General features: G+C 51.9%; 15 protein-coding genes. 9 read left to right on the top strand and 6 right to left on the bottom strand.

Annotated elements, in window-relative coordinates:
* Positions 1-377 precede the first annotated feature (377 nt).
* On the bottom strand, positions 378-1655 hold the full coding sequence (gene gltS / locus AC5L4R_RS09900; RefSeq protein ID WP_494473734.1) for a sodium/glutamate symporter: 1278 nt from the start codon (positions 1653-1655) through the stop codon (positions 378-380).
* Positions 1656-2107: 452 nt separating this feature from the next.
* Between gltS and AC5L4R_RS09895 the strand changes: the two genes are divergently transcribed.
* From AC5L4R_RS09895 to AC5L4R_RS09885, 3 genes are all read left to right on the top strand, one after another.
* A complete protein-coding gene (locus AC5L4R_RS09895; protein WP_494473736.1) occupies positions 2108-3211 on the top strand; it encodes a 4-phosphoerythronate dehydrogenase in 1104 nt (367 codons plus the stop codon).
* A 9-nt stretch (positions 3212-3220) separates the two neighbouring features.
* Positions 3221-4180, top strand: a complete 960-nt coding sequence (gene epmA, locus AC5L4R_RS09890) for an EF-P lysine aminoacylase EpmA (protein WP_494473733.1) — start codon at positions 3221-3223, stop codon at positions 4178-4180.
* A gap of 99 nt (positions 4181-4279) precedes the next feature.
* Positions 4280-4753 carry a DMT family transporter gene (locus AC5L4R_RS09885; protein WP_494473732.1) on the top strand — a complete coding sequence of 158 codons (474 nt, stop codon included), beginning with the start codon at positions 4280-4282 and terminating at the stop codon, positions 4751-4753.
* Between the two features lie 107 nt (positions 4754-4860).
* Here AC5L4R_RS09885 and AC5L4R_RS09880 read toward each other — a convergent pair whose 3' ends face one another.
* Genes AC5L4R_RS09880 through AC5L4R_RS09870 form a run of 3 tightly spaced genes read right to left on the bottom strand, consistent with a single transcriptional unit; the run spans position 4861 to position 6413 of the window.
* A complete protein-coding gene (locus tag AC5L4R_RS09880) occupies positions 4861-5517 on the bottom strand; it encodes a hypothetical protein (RefSeq protein WP_494473731.1) in 657 nt (218 codons plus the stop codon).
* A 32-nt stretch (positions 5518-5549) separates the two neighbouring features.
* A complete protein-coding gene (locus AC5L4R_RS09875) occupies positions 5550-6053 on the bottom strand; it encodes a YaiI/YqxD family protein (RefSeq protein WP_083101668.1) in 504 nt (167 codons plus the stop codon).
* A gap of 30 nt (positions 6054-6083) precedes the next feature.
* Entirely contained in the window at positions 6084-6413 is a 330-nt protein-coding gene (locus AC5L4R_RS09870) for a protein tyrosine phosphatase family protein (RefSeq protein ID WP_494473735.1), read from the bottom strand.
* 193 nt (positions 6414-6606) lie between these two features.
* Between AC5L4R_RS09870 and AC5L4R_RS09865 the strand changes: the two genes are divergently transcribed.
* A complete protein-coding gene (locus AC5L4R_RS09865) occupies positions 6607-7464 on the top strand; it encodes a threonine/serine exporter family protein (protein WP_395144914.1) in 858 nt (285 codons plus the stop codon).
* Complete coding sequence (locus AC5L4R_RS09860) at positions 7461-7931, top strand: threonine/serine exporter family protein (protein ID WP_067056103.1); 471 nt, start codon at positions 7461-7463, stop codon at positions 7929-7931. The genes AC5L4R_RS09865 and AC5L4R_RS09860 overlap by 4 nt, the downstream gene beginning before the upstream one ends.
* On the opposite strand, the gene AC5L4R_RS09855 is transcribed toward AC5L4R_RS09860, so the two are convergent.
* Positions 7928-8572 (bottom strand): DNA-3-methyladenine glycosylase I, encoded by a 645-nt coding sequence (locus AC5L4R_RS09855; RefSeq protein ID WP_494473730.1) that lies wholly within the window; start codon positions 8570-8572, stop codon positions 7928-7930. The two genes, AC5L4R_RS09860 and AC5L4R_RS09855, sit on opposite strands and share 4 nt — an antisense overlap.
* A gap of 136 nt (positions 8573-8708) precedes the next feature.
* Positions 8709-9146 (bottom strand): HIT domain-containing protein, encoded by a 438-nt coding sequence (locus AC5L4R_RS09850; RefSeq protein WP_494473729.1) that lies wholly within the window; start codon positions 9144-9146, stop codon positions 8709-8711.
* Between the two features lie 755 nt (positions 9147-9901).
* Between AC5L4R_RS09850 and AC5L4R_RS09845 the strand changes: the two genes are divergently transcribed.
* From AC5L4R_RS09845 to AC5L4R_RS09830, 4 genes are all read left to right on the top strand, one after another.
* The gene (locus tag AC5L4R_RS09845) at positions 9902-11725 is read left to right on the top strand and encodes a mechanosensitive ion channel family protein (RefSeq protein ID WP_494473728.1); all 1824 of its coding nucleotides are present in this window, start codon (positions 9902-9904) and stop codon (positions 11723-11725) included.
* A gap of 86 nt (positions 11726-11811) precedes the next feature.
* A complete protein-coding gene (locus tag AC5L4R_RS09840; protein ID WP_494473727.1) occupies positions 11812-14670 on the top strand; it encodes a ComEC/Rec2 family competence protein in 2859 nt (952 codons plus the stop codon).
* A 181-nt stretch (positions 14671-14851) separates the two neighbouring features.
* Complete coding sequence (sppA, locus tag AC5L4R_RS09835; protein ID WP_494473726.1) at positions 14852-15940, top strand: signal peptide peptidase SppA; 1089 nt, start codon at positions 14852-14854, stop codon at positions 15938-15940.
* Between the two features lie 65 nt (positions 15941-16005).
* A complete protein-coding gene (locus AC5L4R_RS09830; protein WP_494473725.1) occupies positions 16006-16830 on the top strand; it encodes an alpha/beta fold hydrolase in 825 nt (274 codons plus the stop codon).
* Positions 16831-17141 lie beyond the last annotated feature (311 nt).

The following is a 17141-nucleotide window of genomic DNA, read 5'->3' as shown; positions in this document are numbered from 1 at the left end:
GGGGATTCCTTCTGCAAGACGGTGAAGCCCCACCGCAAACCTAAGACAATGGCAACCGCCCGTACGACACACCGTACATCTTAGGTTCTTATTTTAAGCTAATCCTACCGTTAGGATTGTCATAGACACGAATTAGCTTAAGTGTGTGTTTGGAAACGTCTTACCAGTTAAGTTACTGCGTACTCGCAATTTAGTCTTAACTTAACTGTGGAATGTAAGACATTGAATATAGTGAGATGAGTATAGCAAAACTCATCGCATTTAACAATTGCCTTATATCCACCGCCTGAAGTCGCAGGTTTACGGCAACGAATGATAAAAAAAGCTGACAAGATGCCAGCTTTTTATTGCCCACATGCAACCAAACGGCTAACCGTTTAGCCTGCAACAAACGGCAATTTAGTAAAAATCTGCAAAACCGTGGCATTGACCAAATCAACAAAAAATGCACCCACCATCGGCACAATCAAAAATGCTTTGGGTGAAGGGCCGTAGCGGTCGGTAATCGCTTGCATGTTGGCAATTGCCGTTGGGGTCGCGCCCATACCAAAGCCGCAATGCCCTGCCGCCAACACCGCCGAGTCATAATTGCGGCCCATCACGCGGAAGGTGACAAAGTTGGCATACAGCCACATGACGATGGTCTGTACAACCAAAATCACCAAAATCGGTACCGCCAAGCCCGTCAATTGCCACAGTTTGAGCGACAACAACGCCATCGCCAAAAACAGCGACAACGACGCGTTACCAAACACATCAATCGCGCGGTCAAACATATCAAAGTTAAAGCCCAACGTGAGCACGTTGCGGATGACCACACCACCGCCCAACGCCCATACAAAGGTTGGCAATTCAAACCACGTACCTTTAGACACCGTTGTCATCAAATCGGCAAACGCCAACGCACCTGCAAACAATGCCAACGTCTCAATGGTCGATGACGCGGTAATCAAGCGAATGCTGTCGGGGCGTTCAAAAATCTCTTTATTATCATCAACTTGCGCTGCGTGCTGTGTGTGGTACAACGACTGGCGTTCGGCAAGTTTTTCCACATCCGTTTGGTATTGTGGGGTAGGCAAGACATCGTGTTGTAGCGATTTAATCAAGCGTTTTGCTACCGGCCCACCAATCAAGCCGCCTGCCACCAAGCCATAAGTTGCACACGCAATACCCAGCGTCGTCGCGCCTGCCACACCGTATTTGTTCTCAAACACCGCACCCCACGCGCCTGCCGTGCCGTGTCCACCCGTCAAGGTAATCGAACCTGCTACCAAACCTAACAGCGGCGGCAAGCCAACGACTTTTGCCAAGATCACACCGACCAAGTCTTGCAAAATGATAAATGTTGATACCACCACCAAAAACACCACCAACGGTTTACCACCTGATTTTAGACGGGTAAAATCCGCGCTCAAGCCAATTGACGCAAAAAACATCAACATAAACGCGGTTTGTAAACCACTGGCAAAATTAAAGCTATAGCCCAGCGTCAAGTTCAACAAATAAATAATCAACGCCGCAACCAAGCCACCTGCGACAGGCTCAGGGATGTTAAAATCCGCCAAAAACTTGATACGCTTGACCAAAAAACGGCCCAGCAGCAGCACCAGCGTTGCTAAAATCAACGTAAAATAACCATTTACCGTAAATTCCATCGTCAGCCCTTCAAAAAACTGAATTGAAACAACGACAAGCGCGCCTGTATGCCGCCTGCGTTAAGTTGCGGCGTATTTTTGCATATTTAGCGCAAAATGGCTAAACATTTTTTAACAAAATAGCACAGTTTTGCCTTTACGTGGCAATTTAGCGATAGGCAAGCGTGCTGCTAGCCACGATTTGTGCACAAATTTTTGGTGAAAATTTGCCAAATTTTCGTACATTTTTCACCAAAATGTGGTATAAGTAAGCCTCAAACGCAGGCGGAAATCCGCCACACGCGATAGCATTTTTTTTAAAACATTGTTAATATTGCCAAAAAAATACTTGCCGCTTTGTAAGCAATTTGCCAGCGCGCTGCAAGCCATCGGCAACCACCAACACCCAAGCATTGAGCATCATTGAGACGATATTTAGCAAACACTTTCACAAAAACAGGGCAGAATCATTCATGCGAATCTTAGCAGATGCCAATATTGCGCGGCTTGCGGATTTTTTTAACGAGCATACGTTGGGACGCGCGGTTGAGCTGCGCACGATGGCAGGGCGTGAGATTGACGCGGCGGTGTTGGCGGATTTTGCCCCCGATGTGTTGTTGGTGCGCTCGGTAACCAAGGTTAATCGTGCGCTGCTGGGGGATAGTACCAGCGTCAAGTTTGTCGGCTCGGCGACCATCGGCATTGACCATGTTGATGTTGATTATCTGTCGCGGCGCGGCATTGAGTTTGCCAGCGCGGCAGGCTGTAGCAAGCACTCGGTGGCGCAATACGTCATTGCGGCGATTGCCACCTTGCGCCCTGATTATGTGTTTCAGCCGATTACGCTTGGCATCATTGGCGTGGGCAATATCGGCAACACGCTGGCGCAATACGCGATTCGCTTTGGCTGGCAGGTGCTCGGCTATGACCCGCTCAAGCCGCCGTCGGTGGTCAATAATTCTAAGCTCAATACGGTGCTAAGCGAAAGCAACGTCATCAGTTTTCATGTGCCTTTGACCTATCCAAACCAAAGCTCATTTCCCACCCATCACGAGTATTTGATGACCCACGAGCGTTGGCAGCAACTGTCTGATACCGCGATTGTGATTAACACCTCACGCGGCGGTGTGCTTGGGCGCGATAACATCGTCGCCGCGCCAAATGTCACGGTGCTTGATGTGTTTGAGCATGAGCCCAATCTTGATGCCGAGCTGCTGCGCTGCGCGAGTATTGTCACGCCCCACATTGCAGGTTATACGCTTGAGGGTAAGCTGCGCGGCACGCAAATGGTGTATCAGGCGTTGTGCCAGCGGCTAAAAGTAGCACCGACGGTGGATTTTCGTGCGTTTTTGCCTGAGCAGCCGCCGCTGTTTCAGGCGCTGCACAATCCCTTCACCGAGCATGAGCGTCAGCAATTTTTGACGCGCTTGCCGCTGTTGTATGATATTCGCGCTGATGACCAACGCTTGCGTGCGGTTACCAATGCTAAGGGCGCGATTGAGGCCAAAGACTTTGACGCGCTGCGCAAAAACTATCCGCTACGCCGTGAATGGCAAGCGTATGTCATGGATATTTAACGTTTTTTTATGAGTTATCAGCCAACCAGTCGCCTTTTGGTGGCACAAGCGCGTGCTGCCATGCTGGCGCAAATTCGCCAGTTTTTTGCCACGCGTGATGTGCTTGAGGTGCAAACACCGCTGTTGTCGCAAGCAGGCAATACCGATGTGTTTTTGCAATCGGTATCGGCGAACGTGTGTGTACAAGACCAGCCGCGCACGTACTATCTGCATACCTCGCCTGAATTTGCCATGAAGCGGTTGCTTGCGGCCTGGCAAGTGCCGATGTTTCAGGTCTGCCCCGTGTTTCGTGACAATGAGGTTGGCACGCGGCACAATATTGAATTTTGCATGCTTGAGTGGTACCGCCCGTATCTGTCGCTTGATGCGCTGGCGCAAGAGTTGCAAGCATTGGTCAGTGAGGTGTTAGGCTATGCGGTGGTGTTTGACCATTATCGCTATGCCGATGCGTTCATGGATTATGTTAAAATCCATCCATTTGGTGCAAGCTGTGCGACGCTACGGGCGATTGCCAAAGATCATGGCATTCATGTTGAGATGGGCGACGATCAACAAGGCTGGCTGGATGTGCTGTTTAGTCATTTGGTTGAGCCAAACTTGGGGCAAGAGTTGCCGACTTTGTTGTATGATTATCCGCTGGCGACGGCGGCTTTGGCAAAAAGTGCCATCGATGCCGATGGCTACCCTGTGGCAAAACGCTTTGAGCTGTATATCAACGGCTTAGAGATTGCCAACGCCTATGATGAACTGGCAGATGGGCAAGCACTGCGAGCGCGATTTGAGCAAGACAACGCCGAGCGTGCGCGTCGCGGTTTAGTTGTGATGCCGATCGATGAAAACTTATTGGCGGCGTGTGATGCTTTGCCGCCGTGTAGTGGCATTGCGTTGGGGCTTGATCGGCTGTTGATGGTCAAAGTGGGGGCAAGCGATATCCGCGAGGTTATCGCCTTGCCGATTGACCGTGCGTGATATTTTAAAGTTAAGTTTTGGCTGAGTGCAAAAATTTAACGGGTTTTATTTGGGTTTCTGGCAAGTCTGGAGCTGATAGATAAAAGTAGTTTGTAAAATATGAATTGGGGTTATTGGTTGTTGGGCTTGCTGGCGGGGCTGGGTATTCCTGTGCAAGCTGCGATTAATGCGCGCTTGGGCGCGACTTTGGGCGCACAGCCGCTGATGGCAGCCTTGGTATCGTTTAGCGTGGGTGCGCTGACGCTTGGGTTGGTTGGGCTGTTGGTGGCAGATTGGCATGCCGCGCAGGCAGGCTTTGGGCAAATGGGTCTTGGTGACAGCTGGAAATTTTTGGGCGGTGTGCTGGGCGCATTTTTTGTGTTTGTGTCGATTTTTTTGGCACCTAAAATCGGCGTGACCGCGATGGTATTTTTGCTGATTATCGGTCAGCTTGGTATGGGTATGATTTTGGACAGCTTTGGGCTGATCGGCTTGCCTGTGCAGCCGCTACATTGGACAAAGTATGCAGGGCTTGCGCTGATGTTGGCAGGTGTGGTGGTATTTAATTTTGGTAAAACATGGTTTAAATCATAAATGCTTGATTTTGAACTATTTTTACATAACGTCTTTGAATCAACGCCATTAAATTTGGTTAAATTTAACCAAAACTAGCGTTTGGCTAGCTTGGCGTTAAGCCAACATTAGTCCAACCAATCAGCTTGCCATGCCGCCAATGCATCCGCGTCTTGACTGCCTAACCACAGTGCGGTTGGTGTAGCGTCTTCAGCAAGGCTAACCAACGCCACCACGCTAAAATGATTACGCTGAAAAAAACGCTCATGTGGCTGGCGCAATTCCTCGATTTCATCACCCCATCGTGCCAGCAAAGCCAGCAAATCACGCGGCAAAATATCGCCTGTAAAATCATACACCTCGCGTCGCTGTGCCAAGCCACAGTGCACGCCATTGGTGATCGCCTGTGCCAGTAAAAACGCTGCTAGCGGCAATTCGTCAAACCAATGCACCTCGGCTTGATTGACCGCGTCAAAATTGCGACTCACGCGCACCATGGGGTTATGTTGGGCTAGGGCATTTTTGGCAATACCCCAAACCGCGTCGCCGTCGGCAGCATGGGCGATGATAATATACTCGCCAAGCATGGCATGCGGCAATACCAAACGATGATACGCACGGTTAAACGCGGTATTGCCCAATTCACGGTAATAATGAAACAACAGCGCAGGCAGGCGGATCGCTAGTGAGGCTTCGGCTTGCTCTATGCTGGCAGTGTCCATGCCATTTGCTTGGGCATCAGACAAACCATACAATGTGCAGATAGCGGTAATTGGGTTGAGCATGATTTGCTGGGCTGATAATCTAAAATTAAGGGCTAATGGGTGGATTTGGCGGCATTTAACCACGCATTGAGCACATTGGCAAAGGCTTGTTTGTGCTGATTGTTGTAGGCGGCTTGCTGTGGTTGGGCATTGCGGCCATTGGTTTTTTGCCCACCACCAAGCACGCCTGTACCGCGCAAGGTGTCCATCAAGTCACGCGCGTTGAGGGCAGGCTTGATGTTGCTTGCGTCATATATTTTGCCGTGAGGGGTTACCACGCGCGCACCTTGGCTAATGACAGTATCGGCTAGTACGATATCAGCCGTCACGACGATATCACCTGTGGACACATGGGCGGCAATGTAGTCATCGGCTTGATCAAAACCTGCTGTCACGGTGACTTGCTGCACCATCGGCAGACGTGGCAATGGCAGCGCATGGTTGGCGACAAATATGGTTGAGGTGGCGGTGCGCTCGGCCTGCTTGAGCACCAGTTTGCGCACCACCACGGGGCAAGCATCGGCATCAATCCACAGCGTGATGGGTGACTGGCGCATGATGGTGATGTGAGCCGTTAGCTGTTAGTGTTAGTCAAGCAAGTCTAAATGCTCAGCTTGGCTATACAACACTTGGCAGCGGTTGCCTGTGCGGCAAAACATCAATACGGGTTTTTCGGCAGCGTTAAAGATATCGGCAAAAGTATGCGCGTCGTCGGCATTGATTTGGCTTGCGACAACGGGCTGATGATAATATGCCAAACCAGCAGCGCGTGCGGCCTGTTCGATGTCGGCATTGGTTGGTTGATTGGGTTCTTCGCCATCGGGACGATTGTTGATAACAGTTTTAAAGCCATCGGCTTTGATTTGCTCGATGTGTTCGGGGCGGATTTGGGCGGCAAATGCGGTGCGGTTTGGCATCATAGGATTCCCTTTATTAAGATTTAATCAAGAAGATTTGCGTTATTGTAGCACGTTCGTGGGTCTTTGGCGTAAATTTTCGTCCGCTTAGGTTAGTCAGCTATTGAATATAAGGGCGGTATCGGGCAAAATTTCACTTATAAAAACTGCCTGCATGTTTGCAGACCCATTTTTGATCTTGCTGTTGTAAATTATGCCCAATTCTGCCCCTGTCCAACCGCCTGCTGTATCTGCCGATGAGGCGCAAAAACGCCGCGCGCTGCCGTATATCGCTTATGAAGATCAGCAAAAAATCACCCGTCTGTGTGTGCGCTGTGGGCTGTTGCTGATGCAGCATGGTGCTGAGTCGGCGGTGGTGGTGGATTTGTGTCGGCGGCTTGGGCACGCACTGGGCGTGGGCAGTGTGGAGTGTGGGCTGGTGTTTAATAGCATCACGGTGACGACGATTTATAGCAATCGCTGTATCACAACGCTACGCGCTTCAACTTCACAAAATATCAATTTGCACGTGGTGGTGCAGATCCAGCGTATTGTGCTGGATTTAGAAGCCATGCCACGAACCAGTACGCTTGAGCATGCTGTTGAACGTTTTGATGCCATTGACCGTGAGACGTACCCAACGTGGGTGGTCGCGCCGATGGTCGGTGTGGCGTGTGCGTGTTTTGCGTATTTGGCAGGCGGTGATTTGGGCGTGGTTGCGGTGACGTGGGTGGCAGGGACGTGCGGTTTGACGGTGCGTAAGTGGCTGACTCAGCACCATTTTAATACGTTTGTCGCTGCGCTGATTACCGCGTTTATCGCGTCGATTTTGGGTAGTATTGCATTGGCAACTCACACAGGCAATGATCCGCATATTGCGATTGCCTCAAGTGTGCTGCTATTGCTGCCAAGTTTTCCGCTGATCAATTCGTTTTCAGATATGCTCAAGGGGTATATGGCGATGGGGGTCGGGCGATTGGCGTTTGTGCTGGTGATGACGCTCTCGACGTGTATCGGGATTTTGTGCGCGTTGCTGCTGCTGCGCATTGACCAATGGGGAATACCAACATGACGGCGGATCAAGTCTTTGAGGTGATTCGGGCGGCGATTTTGGCGATGCTGATGACGCTGGGCTGGAGCTTGATGACCAATGTGTCCTCACGCCATTTGTGGCAATGTTTGTTGATTACGGCATTGGGTTTTAGCGTGCGCCAAACCATGAAAATTTTGGATTACAACATCATCTCAGCAACGTTTGTTGCCTCAGCGGTCACGTCGTTTTTGGCGGTGTTTTTGGCAAGGCGGTTTATGATTACGCCCAAAGCCGTGCTGGTGCCTGCGCTATTGTGCATGATGCCAGGGGTGACGGCGTACAAGGCGATGATTAGCTTCGTTGAGCTTGGCTATTATGGCTATAACCGCGCGTTGTTTGAGCAAATGCTCAATTACGCCACCAATGCGATTTTTGTGACCTCAGCGTTGGTGTTTGGGCTGTCATTGCCCACCGCGTTGTTTTATCGCAAACGCCCGATTGTTTAAATTGAGATCGGCTTAATGCTTGCATGTCCTAGATCGCAATCTAACGTGTGGTTATCCACCATGCCCACCGCTTCCATCAGCGCATAGCAAATCGTCGCGCCAACAAATGCAAAGCCGTCTTGCTTAAGCTGCTCGGCCATGGCTTCGGCAACTAAACTGCGCGTTGGTACGTCAGCTTGGCTAGCAAAGTGGTTGATTTGCGGCGCATACGCCAGACCGTTGGGCGACATTGCCCAGAGGTAGTCACCAAATGCTTGCCGTTCGCTGATACGCAAATACGCGCGCGCATTGTTGATAATCGCCAGTAGCTTGCGCCGATTGCGAATTAAGCGCGGATTTTGGAGCAGTGCATGAAGTTTAGCGTCATCGTACAGGGCGATTTTAATCGGGTCAAAACCATCAAACGCGGCATAAAAATCGGCGCGTTTTTTGAGCACAGTCAGCCAGCTTAGCCCTGCTTGCATACCCTCAAGGCACAGCATGGCAAACAGGTGTTGGTCATCAAACACAGGCTTGCCCCACTCGTGGTCGTGGTAAGCCTGATACAGTGGGTCATCGTTGCACCACGCACAGCGGTGGACAATGGCAGGATCGGGGGGTGGTAGGCTCGGCGCAAGGCAGAGGGCAGGCTGATCGGTCATGGCTTGGCAAAAAGGGGACAAATTTGCCACAGTATAGCAGGTTTTACCACCGTTCAGCCAACACCAGCCAAAGCGTTAGGTTTAAGATAGCCTTGGCGTTATACTTGATTGATATGATAAGACGGGATTGACAAGCTTAAACCGACATCTGCCAATCAAACGGCATCTCACGATGGCCGCGCAGTGCCATCATCAAGGTTTGTTGCATGGGGCTTAGCACGGCAGGCGTGTACGGCACAGCAGGCGTGCCCCAAACGGGATTTGGCCACGCAATATCATTGTGGTAGCGCACGATGTGATGAAAATGTAGCTGCGGCACTTGGTTGCCAAGGGCGGCGATGTTCATTTTGTCTGCCAAAAACGTCTTGGCAAGTTGGCTTGACAGCCAGCTAGATTCGCGTAAAAACTGGGCTTGGTCACTTGCCGATAGCTCGTACAATTCTTTAACGCCTGCCACACGCGGCACCAAAATCAACCACGGAAATTGGCAGTCATTCATCAAACGGCAGGTTGATAGCGGAAATTCGCCGACCAAAAACGTATCTTGGGCAAGCTGTGGATGTAAAATAAACATAGGGTTTGGTTTCGCTCAAGTTTTTAGCTAATAAATGAAGTAACGACAACCTGTGTGCCTGCACTTGTAGGACAGTTGGCGTTTTAGTGTAAACCAATCTGCATCATATACTGACTTGGCGCGTTGCGTTTGGGGTGTTTTAGGTTCAAGTTATTGACGGCGTTTCACACAGTATTGACCGAACGGCTTAGGCGGCTCGGTGGGTCTGTGGGCTTGTCTTTAATGCCTAACTTGAGGGTGTCATGGGGGTATTTTAACAAGGTTTGTAGTAAAATACACCACGCTAGGCAAAATTCGTGTGTAATTTTCGCTCCTGTTTAGTTCCTGCGTTGCCCTCAATCTGCGCCCACAGTCGCAGGTTTAGCACGTTGGCGCACAAAAATTTGTCAAATATCATAAGTTTCGCTATACTCATTCTGCAGTATTTAATGGCTGACAAAAAACCGTTGGGTTAAGGCGACACTGCGCGTATGTCATCATCTAACGGGTCAGACATGCCAAACACACACTTAGGTTGGTTTATGTTTGCTGTGAAATAAACCGCTGCTAAATAAACACGACAGTCCTAACGGCCGCGCCAACTTAAAATATCACACTAAGCGCCTTAGCGGTACGATGTACCAAACAGGTGGCTGCCAAGGTCTAAGGCTTGCGGTCAGCCCAGAGCGTCTTGTAGAAAGAATCGCCTCTTTTTAGCCAGAGCAAAAAGTTAAGTTATACAGAGCAGAAAGTCAAGGTCAAACAGGTGAAGCATTTTGGACAAAAACACGACACCCGCCCAACCATCGACGGCAACCCGTGCCATGCACGCGCCATGGACAGCGTTACAGGCAATTAAAGCACTGGGCGCAAAACCCCAGCAGGTGACGCGTTTTGCTGCGGCGATGTTGCTGGCCACCTGTGGGCTACTCACCAGCACAGGGCTAGGCGCGGTGGTGGGTTTGTTGCCAACCACCGCCAAAGCCGATACCGCCGCCAGCGCACCTGCCGCCACCGCAGACACCTTTGGGCGTGACACACCGCGCAGCACCATGCAAAACTTTTTGCAGGCGCTGGCCAAAGACGATATCACGCTGGCAAGCCGCTATTTGGCGATTGGCAAAAACCAAAATCCGTACGTCACCGTACGCACGCTCAAACGCGCGTTGGATAACAGCGGACGGCTGTACAACGAATTGCAAATGAGCAATGACCAAAGCGGCAACTTGGATGACCGCTTAGCGCCAAATGTCGATAAGGTGGGTGAGCTTGGCAACGGCGACAACAAAATTGATCTGTTGGTTGAGCGTGTGCAGCAGCCTGACGGGCATCAAGTGTGGCTGATTTCTCAGCAGACACTGCGCCAACTGGACACGGCAGCGACACAAACCGAGCCCACATTGGTTGAAAAATATGTCCCCGATGAATTGCTGGCCAAAGAAATTGGCGGTGTCAATATCGGGCAGGTGGCGGCGGTGGTCTTGCTGTTGATTGGCACGTATTTGGTTTCGCTGCTGTTAAGCTGGATTGCGTTTTGGTGCGTGCGCTTTGCGTTTCGCCGCGTGACCGACGAAACACGCTTGCCCATAGACCGCCGTGTGGTCGTGCCATTGGCGGCGGTGCTGACGGGTATTATCATCCAAGAGCTGATGTTGTACGCAGGCATTAGCTTGGTGGTGCGCAATTTTGTTGAGCGACTGGCGCAAATTTTGTCGTGGGTCGCGCTGGCGTGGTTGGTGCTGCGTATCAGTGATTTGGTGTTTAAACGCGCTGAAAAATATGCCAAAAACAACCACCACCCCGAGCGTCTATCGATTTTGACCTTGCTGCGTAAGGTCGTCAAGGTATTGTTCTTAATCATTACCGCGATTGTGATTTTGGGCAACTTGGGCTTTGATTTGACCACAGGCATTGCCGCACTTGGGATTGGTGGTGTGGCGTTGGCACTGGGTGCGCAAAAGACGGTTGAAAACTTGGTCGGTAGCGTGTCGTTGGTTGCTGACCAGCCTGTCAATGTGGGCGATTATTGCCGTTTTGGCGACCAAGAGGGCACGGTGGTGGATATCGGCATTCGCTCCACACGTGTACAAACCATGGATCGCACCATCGTCACCGTGCCCAACGGCAATCTTTCGGGCATGAGTATTGAGAACTTCAGCCGCCGCGATATTTTTCATTTTAAACAACGCTTTTATGCCATCCGTGACAGTGAGGCTGAGCCGCTGCGCAAGTTTATTGCCGCGGTGCAAGACTATATCACAAGCTTGCCCGAAACCACCAACACGTGGAACCAAGCGCGTATCGTGTCCACCCAGCAAGATGCGTATATCATCGAGGTGCGTTGTTATTTGGATATGCCAAGCTTGATGGAGTTTTATGCCAAACAAACCGAGATGATTTTGCATATTGCTGAAATCATGCACGATTTTGGCATTAAAAATGCCCTGCCTGCCAACCAAATCATTTTTGACAAACCCGGTGTTGCGATGATGATGGATGAAATGAGCGCCAAAGCAGGTACAGAGCCAAACCCACCCACCGCACTTGATAAGGCTTTGCACCAAACGCCCGAGCCTGATACGCCATCCAACAAAGATTAAGATTTTTAAAAAAAGACAATTAAAATGACCACAAAGATACTGTCATAATATAAAAACAGTCATCACATAAAAAAGGAACGCGTGCCATGCTGTGGGTCTTGGTGGCGGCTAGTTTGGTTGGGTTTTTGGCGGCGGACGCGCTGGCGCAGGCAATTGGCCAAACCGCCACCTTGCCAACGCTGGCAAGCGCGTGGTTATGGTTAAGCGGTAGCTGCTTGGTCGGCTTGGCGGTATTGCTACTGCTAAATGGCTGGTACAAGCGTCACACCCGATGCCGTCGCTTAGCCAGTCCGTCGCAAGCCGTATCCACCGCACAAACCATCGGTTGGTGGTCGTTGTTTGGACAAGGTGGGGTGTATGCGTTGGCAGGTGTGCTGACGTTGTTGGCAAGTGCCAGCTTTGGCGTGGCGCAAACGCTGGCGTATCAAGCGCGGCTGCTTGATGATCCTTTAACCATCGTTGCCGATATCAGCGCACCGCAAATCAGCGATACCATCAGCGATTTTGGCGTGTTATCCGCGCAAGCTGCTCCCGATGGTCACACCGATTTTGTCATTGGCAATGGCTATCCGCGTCAAGTCTGGCAAATTAACCAACAGGTGCATACCACGACGGATGATTTGGGTTTTAGCCTGCCCATGCGCGTGTTGGTCACCGCTGACATCATTAAGCATCCTGAATGGCAAGCGTCGCTCAACGCGCTAGCGCCCAACCAAACCCTGCGCGTCAAACTCGCCTTGCAGCCAATCCGTCCGCGTGTCTGGCAAGATTTGCCCGCCAATGCCATGCCGCTAAATTTGGGTTTTGATGAAGCCTTGTGGTTGCGTCAGCGTGATATCGTGGCCAAGGCGCAATTACTGGCGATTTTGCCCCGTCAGCCTGATCAGACCGATGCCAACACCACTTGGCGCGGTGAGGTTGAGCGCATGCGCTGGCAGCTGCGCCAACACCTGTACCACCATCTGACCGCCAAACTCGTCCAACAAACCACGAGCGCACAGCAAGCAAAAATGCTAGATAGCTATGCGATTTTGCTGGGGTTATTGACGGGGGATAAGAGCCTACTGACGGCAGACATCAAAAACTTGTACCAAGTGACGGGCATCAGCCACTTGCTGGCCATCTCAGGCCCGCACGTGTTGTTGTTGGCAAGTGTGCTATCGACGTGGGTATTGGTATTTGTGCGCTTATGCGTGCCCAATGTGCTGTGCCGCGTGCCTGCGCAGCTACTGGTGCTGTGGGTCAGCGTGCTGGTTGCCAGTGGCTACGCGCTGCTGGTTGGGTTTGAGTTGCCTGCCCAGCGCACACTATTGATGCTGATTGGCGCGACGTTGGCAACGCAATGGCTGGTGACGGCGCGTGCGCTGCGTGTGTTGGCGGTGGTTGGGCTTATCATGCTGTGGCTGGATACCACAGCGGTGTGGCAGGCAGGGTTTTGGCTGTCATTTGTTGCTGTTGGGCTGTTGCTGCAATTTAGCAAGCACGTGGGTGAGCCTGCGCGCGGCGATCTGCCCTTTGCGTCTCTGCATGGTGAGGGTGTCCACCTCGGTGCGGTGGTGGCTGATATTGGGCGCGCGCTGTGGCAGCTTTTGCGCTTACAATTTTGGCTGTTTGTGCTGATGATGCCTGTGGTGGTGTGGTTTTTTGGCAAAGTCGCTGTGATCGATGTCTTGGTCAATTTGTTTGCCGTGCCGCTGCTTGGTGGGGTGATTGTGCCGCTGGATATGCTGGCAGGTGTGCTGTCGTTGCTGCCGTTTGGGCAAGGGCTTAGTGGGGCAGTGTGGGCGGTTGCTGCGTGGTTGTTGGGCGTGTTTCATGCCGTGCTGCACGCGCTGTTGGCGCATGGATTTGCCAAACAAGTGTTTATAGCGCTGACACCCAGTCAGCTGCTGCTGTGCGCGCTGATGATTGGGCTGTGGCTGGGGCGTGGGTTGTTGCCGCGTTTATTGATTGTGCCGCTATTGGCGCTGTTGTTGGTCGTGGGGGTGGTGCACCGTGAGCAAACCGCTGCCGCGCCCGTGCTTGCGGTTTTACCAAATGCCAAAATTGGCGTCAGCTTGTTGGTGGCAGGGCAGGACGCGTGGCTCATTATTGCCGATAACCAAAACTTAATGCCCAAACAGCCGCACATCTTTACCAAAACCACAACGCCCACCCGTTCGCCATTGTCGAATGCCGCCAAAGCCAGCGAGCTGTTGGCCAATGACGTTTATCCGCTACTGGCAACCTACCGCGTGCGCCGTCTGACGGGGGCAATCAGCCAAACGCCAAGTTCGCTTGCCAATACCGTCATACAGCAGCTTGCCCAGACCGTGCCCATTCAGCAATACTGGCAAGCAGGAGCGGACGCGCTCACGCCATTGACCGATGCCGATGGTGAAAAACTGGCCTATCCCACCATCACGCCCAAACCGTGCCAAGTTGGGCAAACATGGCACAATCAGCCCAATAACCAAGGGCCAAGCGCGACCTTAAATTTAGCCGCCGTGACGGGGTGGTCGCTTAAGTTGCCGCCCCATGTGCCGCTCAACCTGCGCGACCGCACCGCCAGCCAAACGTGTGTTATCACCCTACAAGCGCAATTGGGCGAGGATAAGCCGTATCATGTTCTGCTAACCGCAGGGCGCGATGGCTTGCCGCTTGCCATGTCGCAAGCGCTGTGTCGTATCACGGCGGCGGATATGTTGGTTACCCCCTACCAGTTGCCGCTAAGCACCGCATGGCTGGCGCAAGTTAAGCCCAAACAGGTGCATATCATCAGCGGAACGTATGACTACCAACAGTTGGGCGAGGGCAGCGTGGCGGCGTTGTTGGCACTGGGTGCGACGGATACGACAGCCGACCCCGACGCACCGATTGATAACCGCGTAGAGCTAATACGCGCCCACCGTGTCGGTGCGGTGGCGTATCAGCTGATACCCCATGCACCCCCCAATAACTTTTGAATCATCCGCGCTTCATAAAGAATTGTCATTGTTTTTTCAGCCATTTACGCCTATCATTAAGCCTTGACACGGCCTTGCGCAGTCAGTGACTGGGCGCAGGCGATTGATTAACACATTAGTAAATTTTTAGCAATATTTAAGCAAGATTTGCGTTCATACGCACTTGCCGTAAGGAAATTGTATGTCAGATAACTGGCCACCCGATCCCAACCGCCCTGTGCCGCCACAAGCCCCACAGCCCACCAACCCTGTGTATGGGCAGCCTGTGCCGTATGCTGGGCAAGAGTGGCAGCTACTTGAAAAAACCTTACTGGCAAGTGTGGAAGAGCAACGCCGCGCCCGTCGTTGGCGGATTTTTTTTCGGCTATTGACTTTGGGCTATGTGCTGCTGTTCACCCTGCTGATGGCGCGTGCGTGCAGCAGCATTGGCGACACCAGTTTTGCCGATGCTGATATGGCAATGCCGCACTTGGCAGTGATTGATGTCAAAGGCGCGATTAGCGATGAAAACCCTGCCAATAGCCATGACATCAACGAGGCATTACAAGACGCGTTTGACAACGACAACGCCAAAGCCGTCGCCCTGCGCATCAACTCGCCAGGCGGCTCACCTGTGCAGTCCGATGAAATTTGGCAAACCATGACCGAGCTGCGTAAAGCCCATCCTGACAAAAAACTGTATGCCGTCATCGAGGACATGGGCGCGTCGGGCGCGTATTATATCGCCTCAGGTGCGGATGAAATTTGGGTCAATCCGTCTAGCCTTGTCGGCTCAATCGGTGTGATTTTGCCCAGCTACAACGTGCGCGGCTTGATGGACAAATACGGTGTCAAAGACAGCACGATGACCTCAGGTGCGCACAAAGATATCTTGAGCATCAGCCGCGATTTGACCGATTTTGAACGCGCGCATGTGCAAAGCGTGCTTGATAACACCCACCAGCACTTTATCAACGCTGTCAAGCAAGGGCGCGGCAATCGCCTCAAAGACCCTGAGAGTAATCAGTTATTTTCGGGGCTGTTTTGGAGCGGTGAGCAGGCGATTAAACTTGGCTTGGCGGACAAAGCAGGCAGTATTGACAGCCTTGAGCGCGCGCTCAAACTTGACACACAGGTGACCTACAACCCAGAAGACCCCGTCAAGCGCGTATTTGGCAAGCTGGCAAGCCAAGTTGGCTATGGCATGGGCGAGCGGTTAGCCGACCGCATGGGCGCAAGCCAAGCCGATGCGGTGACATCTGCCGAGCCGCAACGCTTACAGCTTAAATAAGCCTAAAAATTTGATAAATTTATTAGAAAAAATAATCGTCAAAATTAGGTAAAAAGGACGTTAGCATGCAAAAGCCGTTATTGCACTTTGCCCATGCCAATGGTTTTCCGTCAAAGGTGTATCGCTATTTGTTTGAGCAGCTTAGCGCGGATTTTGACATTGCGTTTGTACCCGAATTGGGCACTAACCCTGCCTATCCTGTGGACAACCACTGGCGCAGCTTGACCGAGCAAGTGGTGGATAGCGTCCAACGCGCACTTGCTGAGCGCGGACAAAGCACGGCCATCGGGCTTGGGCATTCGCTGGGTTCGCTGTGTACCCTGCAAGCGGCGTATCGCGCACCAGCGTTGTTTAGCCAAGTGATTTGTCTTGAGCCGCCGCTGCTGACGGGGCGTTACGCCATGTTGGTGCATTGGGCAAAGCGCAACAGCCCCAAGCTGCTTGATAAATTGACACCTGCAGGGGCAACCAGCCGCCGCCGCGATGTGTGGGAATCACGCGCCGCCGCCGCGGCAAGTCTGCGCCCCAAAGCGTTGTATCGCCATTTTGATGAGCGCTGTTTTGCCGATTTTATCCGCTATGGTTTGACTGACACACCAGATGGGCAAGTTACCTTGACCATTCCCAAGGCCGTTGAGTTGGCCGTGTATCGTACCAACCCGTCATTGTACTGGCTCAAACCCACCCAGCCGCCTGCCGTGCCTGCGTATTTGCTGGTGGGGCAAGACAGCGTGTTTTACCAACGGGGGGCAGCGCGTGACCTCAAGGCAATGCTTGGTATTGATTACAGCGTGCGTGAAGGTGGGCATATGTTTGTGTTAGAGCATCCCGACGCGACCGTGCAAGCCATCAAAGACCGCATTGCTGCCGTGCAGGCTGGCCGCGTTTAGCAGGGTTACCGTTTTTTATCCTCCGTTGCCGTAAACCTGCGACTTTAGGCGGTGGATACAAGGCAACACGGGAACTAAAATTACACACGAATTTTTTTTAGCGTGTGTGTTTTACTACGTGTGCTTTACTACAAATCTTGTTAAAATAACCCCATGAAAACCCTCAAGTTACGCATACGCGACAAACACACCGACCAACTAAACCGCCTAAGCGGTTCGATTAATTTTGTGTGGAACTACATCAATGACTTGAGCCTGCAATACCTTAAACGCACAGGCAAATTCCTATCCGCTTATGATTTAAACAAATA

The organism is Faucicola sp. SE7633, assembly GCF_059264685.1.
The sequence above is the reverse complement of the archived record's forward strand: the minus strand, read 5'-3'. Positions and strand labels throughout refer to the sequence as shown.